General features: G+C 61.3%; 7 protein-coding genes. All 7 read right to left on the minus strand.

All coding sequences use genetic code 11. The features are described from left to right. Positions 1-1205 (minus strand): shikimate kinase (locus CW742_RS04880; RefSeq protein WP_292417275.1); only part of this gene is annotated, 1205 nt, incomplete at its 3' end. Next, positions 1202-2467: a 3-phosphoshikimate 1-carboxyvinyltransferase gene (gene aroA / locus CW742_RS04885; protein WP_292417277.1), complete on the minus strand. Its 1266-nt coding sequence runs from the start codon at positions 2465-2467 to the stop codon at positions 1202-1204. The genes CW742_RS04880 and aroA, both read right to left, overlap by 4 nt. Next, complete coding sequence (locus CW742_RS04890; protein WP_292417279.1) at positions 2464-3261, minus strand: prephenate dehydratase domain-containing protein; 798 nt, start codon at positions 3259-3261, stop codon at positions 2464-2466. The genes aroA and CW742_RS04890 overlap by 4 nt, the downstream gene beginning before the upstream one ends. Continuing rightward, entirely contained in the window at positions 3258-4082 is an 825-nt protein-coding gene (locus CW742_RS04895) for a prephenate dehydrogenase/arogenate dehydrogenase family protein (protein ID WP_292417281.1), read from the minus strand. Before CW742_RS04895 ends, CW742_RS04890 begins: the two co-directional genes overlap by 4 nt. A gap of 1 nt (position 4083) precedes the next feature. Then, positions 4084-5070 carry a 3-dehydroquinate synthase II gene (locus tag CW742_RS04900; protein WP_292417283.1) on the minus strand — a complete coding sequence of 329 codons (987 nt, stop codon included), beginning with the start codon at positions 5068-5070 and terminating at the stop codon, positions 4084-4086. Next, complete coding sequence (locus CW742_RS04905; protein ID WP_292417285.1) at positions 5067-5852, minus strand: 2-amino-3,7-dideoxy-D-threo-hept-6-ulosonate synthase; 786 nt, start codon at positions 5850-5852, stop codon at positions 5067-5069. The genes CW742_RS04900 and CW742_RS04905 overlap by 4 nt, the downstream gene beginning before the upstream one ends. A 5-nt stretch (positions 5853-5857) precedes the next feature. Next, positions 5858-6646, minus strand: a complete 789-nt coding sequence (locus CW742_RS04910) for a 2-amino-3,7-dideoxy-D-threo-hept-6-ulosonate synthase (RefSeq protein WP_292417287.1) — start codon at positions 6644-6646, stop codon at positions 5858-5860. Between the last annotated feature and the right edge of the window lie 128 nt (positions 6647-6774).

Raw genomic sequence — 6774 nt, forward strand, 5'->3', positions numbered from 1 at the left:
TTCAGGGTGCTCTTCGTGAGCGGGCTCTTGGTGTCCGGCTCCATGCCAAAGTTGGGGGTGTTCACGAAAAGGTCAGGGTGGATCGTGTCGAACGTGTCCCAGGCCGCCCACCGGCAGCCAAAGCGCTTTGCCAGTTCCTTTGCCCGTTCGGGGGTACGGTTCAGGATGGTGACATCCATGTCGAGATCTCTCATCGCGTAGGCCGCCGCCGATGCGACTCCGCCGGCCCCGAGCAGGACGGCCTTTGAACCCTTCATCGTCACGAGCGGTTTCCGGATGCCGAGCCAATCCGTATTGTACCCGATAGCCTCACCGCAGGCAAAGACCACCGTGTTCACGGCCCCGATCTGCTGCGCCGCGTGCTCGTCTACTTCGTCGCAGTATGTTATCACATCCTGTTTGAATGGGGTGGTGACCGAAAGGCCCTTTGCACCGATGGATTTTGCCACCTCTACAATCTGGTCGAGCTCCGGGTCCTCGAAGAGCGTGTAGAAGCAGTTGAGGCCGTACTCGGCAAAGAGCCCGTTGAAAAGGGTGGGACCTTTGCTGTGGGCGCACGGGTAGCCAGCAACCCCGAGAAGCCGGGTCTGCGGATCGGAGGGCGGGTCGTGCAGGAGATCCTCCAGCCGACGGAGTGCAGGTGCGGGAATCCTCCCGCTCCGGAAGAACGCGAGCGCTTCTTTCCGTGCTGCCGCTGCTGCTGTCCCGGCCTGCAGGAGGCTGGCAATCTTTGCTGCCGCTGTCTCCACGGTCGTATCGCTCGTGTCGAAGCAGAAATCCGAGGATGCGTAATAGTTCTGCCGCCGCCGGTCCATCATTACGGCAATTTCCTCCCTGAGGGGCAGGCCCGTGAGCGGGGGGCGTGACGAGTGGTTGATCCGCTTCTCGATCGTGTCGATGTCCGCGGTGAGGAGGACGACAGTGCTGCCGCGCCGGAGGTTTTCCATGTTGCGCGGGTCCGTGACGATCCCGCCTCCGGTCCCGATGACCGCGTCTGCTGCCGGGAGCGAGGCGGTCACCTCACGCTCGATGTCGCGGAACCGCTCTTCGCCATCCTCGTGGCAGATGTCGGGGATGGACCTGCCGGTCCTCTGCTCGATAAGGGCGTCCGTGTCGATGAACGGCACGGAATACTTCTTCGCAAGCTCCTTTCCGATCCCGGTCTTGCCGGTGCCCCGGTAGCCCGTCAGCACGATCCGTTTCATGGTATGAGGCCCTTCATTGCATCCCAGAACCCCGGGAACGACTTGTTTACGCACTCCGCGCCCGCGATCTCCATCCCGCCGACTGCAAGCCCAAGGATGGCAAAGCTCATCGCGGTCCGGTGGTCGTTTTCCGGGTCGATGGTGCCCCCGTGGAGCGGGGCGGGATGGATGGTGATCGAGTTGTCATTCACGCTTACGTCCCCGCCCAGCGCTCTGAGGCGTTCCGCGGTTCCATTGATACGGTCGCTCTCCTTGAACTTTAAATGACTGATTCCGGTTATGGTGGTCGGGGTGGATGCCTTTGCCGCGACCATGCAGAGCGTCTGGACGGTGTCGGGCGATGCAGACATGTCGAACGTGATGCCACGGAGTGTGCCGGTGCCTTCGACCGTTGCCGCGTCCTTTCCGTACGTGACGGTGCAGCCCATTTCTGCGAGAGCGTCAAGGAATCTCCGGTCTCCCTGCACGGAGTCCGGCGCGAGTTTTGTCACGGTCACCTTGCCGCCGCAGAGCGCTGCGATGGCAAAGAAGTACGAGGCCGAGGAGTAATCTCCCTCAATCGCGTAGCGCCGTCCTTTGTAGTGGTTGCGGGTGCTGACCGAGAACCGCTCGTACCCTTTCCGTTCCACCTTCGCCCCGAATGCTTCCATCACCGCGAGGGTGATGTCGAGGTACGAGGCCGATGCCGGGGGCGACGGGATCGTGACTACGACCTCCTTCTCTGCATAGGGAGCGGCCATGAGGATGGAAGAGATGAACTGGCTGCTGACCGAGCCGTCGATCCCGACGGGCCCGCCGCGGAGCTTCCCGCTCACTTCCAGCGGCGGGTATCCCGGCTGCTTCTGGAATCTGACCGTTCCCCCGATGGCGGGAAGTGCCTCCGCGAGCGGCCCGATCGGGCGTTCCTGCATCCTTGCGCTGCCGGTGAGGACAACCGGGTTGTTGCAGAGCAGGGCGAGCGTTGTCAGGAGCCGGAGGCTGGTGCCGGAGTTGTCGAGGTCGAGCGTTGTCGGGTTTTTGTCTTTGAACGCGCCATTGCAGCCGGTGATGATGAGCCGGTTCGGCTGCTCCTCGATTGCGACACCAAGGCGACGGAGGGCCGTTGCTGTATACTGTGTATCCTCGGAATCAAGCGGGCGGAAGAGCGTTGTCTTCCCGTCCGCAAGCGCTCCTGCGATCAGGGCCCGGTGCGTGAAGCTCTTCGATGGCGGGGCAGCGAACGTGAGGCTGACCTTCCCGGCCTTTTTTATGATCTTCTTCATAGCGGGACCTCTGTCTTCCGGTAGCAGCCGAGCTCCTTGATCTCCGTAATTTCCTTCAGCGCAGCGAGCGCCTCGGGAGTCTTTTTTGTCCACGCAAGGTCGAGGAAGAAGACATAGTTCCCGATCCCCCGTTTCGACGGTCGTGACTCGATCCGCGAGAGATTGATCCCCCGGCTGGCAAAGACTTCCAGCAGGTCGTGGAGGAGCCCGGACCGGTCGGTGCTCGGGTCGATGAAGACGCTGCACTTTTCCGGTCTTTTGTTCTGGGCCGGTTCTTTTGCGATCCGGACAAAGCGCGTGGTGTTGGTCCTGCTGTTCTCGGTGTTGTGCACGATGACGGGCATTTTGTAGAGCGCTGCTGCTGTCTCCGAGAGGATGGCCCCGGCATTGGGCGTCTTCTTTGCCTCGCGGGCGCTCGATGCATTGCTGCTCGTGTGGATGACCGGCAGTCCCCACGTCTCGATCTTGTCACTGCACTGCTCGTGCGTCTGCGGGTGCGCATAGATCACCCGCAGCTTCTTCATCGGCACGAGCGAGGCGAGGTTGTGGTGGACGGGCAGGTACATCTCGGCCGTTATGAAGAGCGGGAACCGCGCCAGGCCGTCCTGCGTTTCGCCGACCCCGCCCGCCTCCGAGTTCTCGATGGGAACGATCCCGTCGCCTTCCCCGCGTTCCACCGCGGCCATGATGCTCCGGATCGTGGGGAGAAGGATAATCTCGTCCTTCTTTGTTGCGAGCTTCAGCGCCAGTTCGTGCGAGAACGTACCCTCGGGCCCGAGCGTGAGTATCTTCATTTCTCCACCATGCAGTTGATCAGGGTATCGGTCATCTTCTGGCCTTCCTCGCAGTAGTTCCCGAGGTGGCGGCTGTTCCGCTCGAAGAATTGCCGGAAGAGCTCCGGGTCATGGCTGTTCACGACCTCCGCAAGTTCGGTTGCGGAAGCCCGGCAGCCGGCCATCACGTCCGGCACGAACGGGTTCTGCTGGAGGATGTCGGCGTAGAGCGCGGGGTCCTGCGAGAGGAGCCGGCCCATGAGCGAGAGCTCAATCTGGTACACGGGGCTCGTGAATGCCTGCGTTGCGCGGATGTCCATCCCCAGTCTCCGCACGGTGTCGGCCATGCAGAGCGTGACATAGTGGGTGAGGCCCTGGACCACGGCGACCATCCGGTCGTGCTCCTCCGGTGTCGTGACGGTGCACGATGCTCCTTCGTTTTCAAAGATTTGTCGCAGGGTCTTTGTCCAGGTGTCGGCAGTCCGGGCCGGGCAGACGATGATTGTCTGGCCTCTGAGGGAACTGACCGTGGGGCCGAACATCGGGTGGAGGCCGATGACGCTCGCTTTCGAGGCGAGCATGGCTTCCACGGGCCGGACCTTGAGCGACGTGAAGTCACAGAGGAGCTGGTTGCTTTTCATGAGCGGGGTGATCTCCGCGATGACGCGGCACGTGTCGTGGATGGGGACGGAGACGATGACGATGTCGCAGTCCTTTGCAAGGTCTTCATTCCTGAGCGCGGTCTTCCGGCCCGATACGAGGACATCGAACCCTGCCCGTTCGAAGACCGGGACAAACAGTCTCCCCATCTTCCCGGTGCCGCCGATGATTCCGACTTTCATGTTATTTCTCGCGGATCGTCTCTTTGACGGCCATGCCAAAATGCCTGCCGCCTTCGAGCACGGTGCCGAGAATTTTGTCGCCGGTCTTTAACTGGACGACCGAGATCGCTTTCCCGTCTTCACCCACGAGGCGGATGGTCTCGGCGTTCTGGAGGATGAGGCTCACCTTGTCTTTTCCTGAAGCAGCTTCCACGAGGAGCAGCGGCCTTTTCTCGATCTTGGTCCGGCCGATGATCGCGGAATGTGCCTGGCCTTTTGCATCCGAGACCAGCACCGAACCGCCGATCGTGAGGTCGGCAAGGTACGCCGTCTTTCCGTCCGGCAGGAGGATGTACGCGTGGACTGCGCCGGCATTCACGCGGAACGGGCGCGGGGCAACGTACGGGTTCTCGAGCGTCTCGGCATGGACGAGGAGCATCGCGGACGAGGTGTTCCCCATCAGCATGCCGTCGCCGTCAGAGAGGATCGAGCAGGTGTCCACGCAGACCCGGTCGCCCATCCCCACGGGATGGATCTTCGTGACCGTGAAGGAGATGAGCCCGACCTTTCCGGCCTGCGATTTGATGAGGGACGCGACGTCCTTTACCACTGCGGGCTTGTCCGTTTTGAGGAGGATGCCGTATGTGCCTTTCTCCAGCACATGGAGGGCGAGCGCTGCCTCTTTTGCGTCTTTGACTCTCGCAACGATCTTATCGGACTGCGCCACGAGGTTCTCAAGCGGGATGACCGTCCAGTCGCTCGTGGTGACGATGACCGGCTTGTGTTTGCCGGCTTCCGCTGCCGCATTCTCGCTCGCCTTGTCCGTGATCGTGCACTCGGTGATGTCGCTTCCGGGTTTGATGTCGCCATCCGGGGCGATTGTTGTGATTCTGCCCAGGCGTTTCACATCTTCCGCTTTGTCAACAAGGATCGCGTCCGCACCGCTCTCGATTGCCGTTGTCGCGATCTCTTTGTTCCAGGGCCGGCACTCGACCCAGAACTGCTTCATGCGTCTTTCTCCAGCGCTTTTGCCGGGTCAACATTGTGGTGCACGACCCGGCAGAGGGCGTGGACGAAGGCCTGCGTGTCCTTTCTCTGGAACGCGTTCCGTCCCACGCAGACACCGGCGCCGCCAACACTGACCGAGTCGCGGATGATCTTCAGCGAGTCAAGGTCGCCGGTCTTCTCGCCGCCGGCAATGAAGACCGGGACCGAACATGCCTTCACAATCTTCCGGAAAGCTTCGGGGTCATTCGGGTAATTGGTCTTGATCATGTCCGCGCCGAGTTCTTCTGCAACGCGTACCGCGTGGCCGACCGACTGGGGCGAGAAGGAGTCGATACCCTTGCCCCGCGGGTAGCACATGACAAGGAGCGGCATGCCCCAGCGGGTGCAGTCCCGTGCAACATTGGCGCCGATCTCGAGCATCTTCGACTCGCTTGGCGATCCCAGGTTGATGTGGATCGAGACGCCGTCAGCGCCCAGCGCGATCGCCTCTTCCACGGAACAGACCTGCACTTTGTCGTTCGGGTCCGGGTTGAGCGAGGTCGAGCCCGAGAGGTGGATGAAGAGGCCGATGTCCCGGCCATGCCTGCGGTGGCCGCGCTTCACGAGCCCCTTGTGGAGGATGATCGCGTTTGCTCCCCCGTCGCTCACGTCCGAGATGACTTTTGTCATGTCTAAGAGGCCGTCGATCTGTCCCATCGAGAACCCATGGTCCATCGGCACGATGACCGACCTGCCCGTGTTCCTGTCCATTATCCGTTCGATCCTGATGTCCTTTCCAATCATTTCAATCACTTCAGTATTGCCAGTGCTTCTTCCACGCTCTTGTTCCCGTGCACGATGCACGCTGCTGCCTTCACGAACCGGTCCGGTGTCCGGTGCTGGAAGGCGTTCCTGCCAATCGAGATGCCTGCTGCACCTCCGGCCATTGCGCCTTCGATTAACTCCAGTGTTGTGCGGTCATCGGTCTTACTTCCTCCGGCCACCACGACCGGTACCGGGCAGCCCCGCGTCACTTCGCGGAAACTCTCCGGATCACCGGTGTACACCGTTTTCACGATATCGGCCCCGAGCTCGGCTGCAACTCTCGCGGCGAGCTTGACGTGGTCGATGTCGTTTGCCTTTGCAATGTTCTTTCCCCGCGGGTACATCATCGCAAGGAGCGGCATCCCCCACTCCATGCACTCCACGGCAACGCTTCCTAAGTCCGCTAGCATCCGCGCCTCGGACTCGGCCCCGATGTTCACGTGCATCGAGACCCCGTCGGCCCCCATCTTGAGGGCGTTCTGCACGGTATTGACGAGCACCTTCTCGTTTGGGTCCGGCGCAAGCTTCGTGCTGCCCGACAGGTGCAGGATGAGCCCGATGTCCCGGCCGCCCTGCCGATGGCCGTGCAGCGCAAGCCCCACGTGCCCGATCACCGCGTTCGCCCCTCCATCAGCCACCAGGTTGACGGTCTGGCCCATGTCGATGATCCCCGGGATCGGGCCGTCCGAGACCCCGTGGTCCATGGGCACGATGATGGTCTTCTTCGTATTGCGATTCATGATTCGTTCCAGACGGATTTCCTTTCCTCTCATAGTAGTAACAACAACACCTCCCCCTGTTTTTGCAAATTTCAGAATGCAAACCAGAGGGCTTGATCAATACCAGTAATAAAACCGGTAATAAAAGCTAAAGAAGCTAAAAAAGCCGGTGACCCGGGACC

This window comes from Methanoregula sp. (genome assembly GCF_002835825.1).
Lineage (GTDB): Archaea > Halobacteriota > Methanomicrobia > Methanomicrobiales > Methanospirillaceae > Methanoregula.

What these genes read in the sequence shown, in the direction of transcription:
- CW742_RS04910 (WP_292417287.1), bottom strand. Translation starts at nt 6,646, where the DNA reads ATGAGAGGAAAGGAAATCCGTCTGGAACGAATCATGAATCGCAATACG.
- CW742_RS04895 (WP_292417281.1), bottom strand. Translation starts at nt 4,082, where the DNA reads ATGAAAGTCGGAATCATCGGCGGCACCGGGAAGATGGGGAGACTGTTT.
- CW742_RS04905 (WP_292417285.1), bottom strand. Translation starts at nt 5,852, where the DNA reads ATGATTGGAAAGGACATCAGGATCGAACGGATAATGGACAGGAACACG.
- CW742_RS04900 (WP_292417283.1), bottom strand. Translation starts at nt 5,070, where the DNA reads ATGAAGCAGTTCTGGGTCGAGTGCCGGCCCTGGAACAAAGAGATCGCG.
- CW742_RS04890 (WP_292417279.1), bottom strand. Translation starts at nt 3,261, where the DNA reads ATGAAGATACTCACGCTCGGGCCCGAGGGTACGTTCTCGCACGAACTG.
- aroA (WP_292417277.1), bottom strand. Translation starts at nt 2,467, where the DNA reads ATGAAGAAGATCATAAAAAAGGCCGGGAAGGTCAGCCTCACGTTCGCT.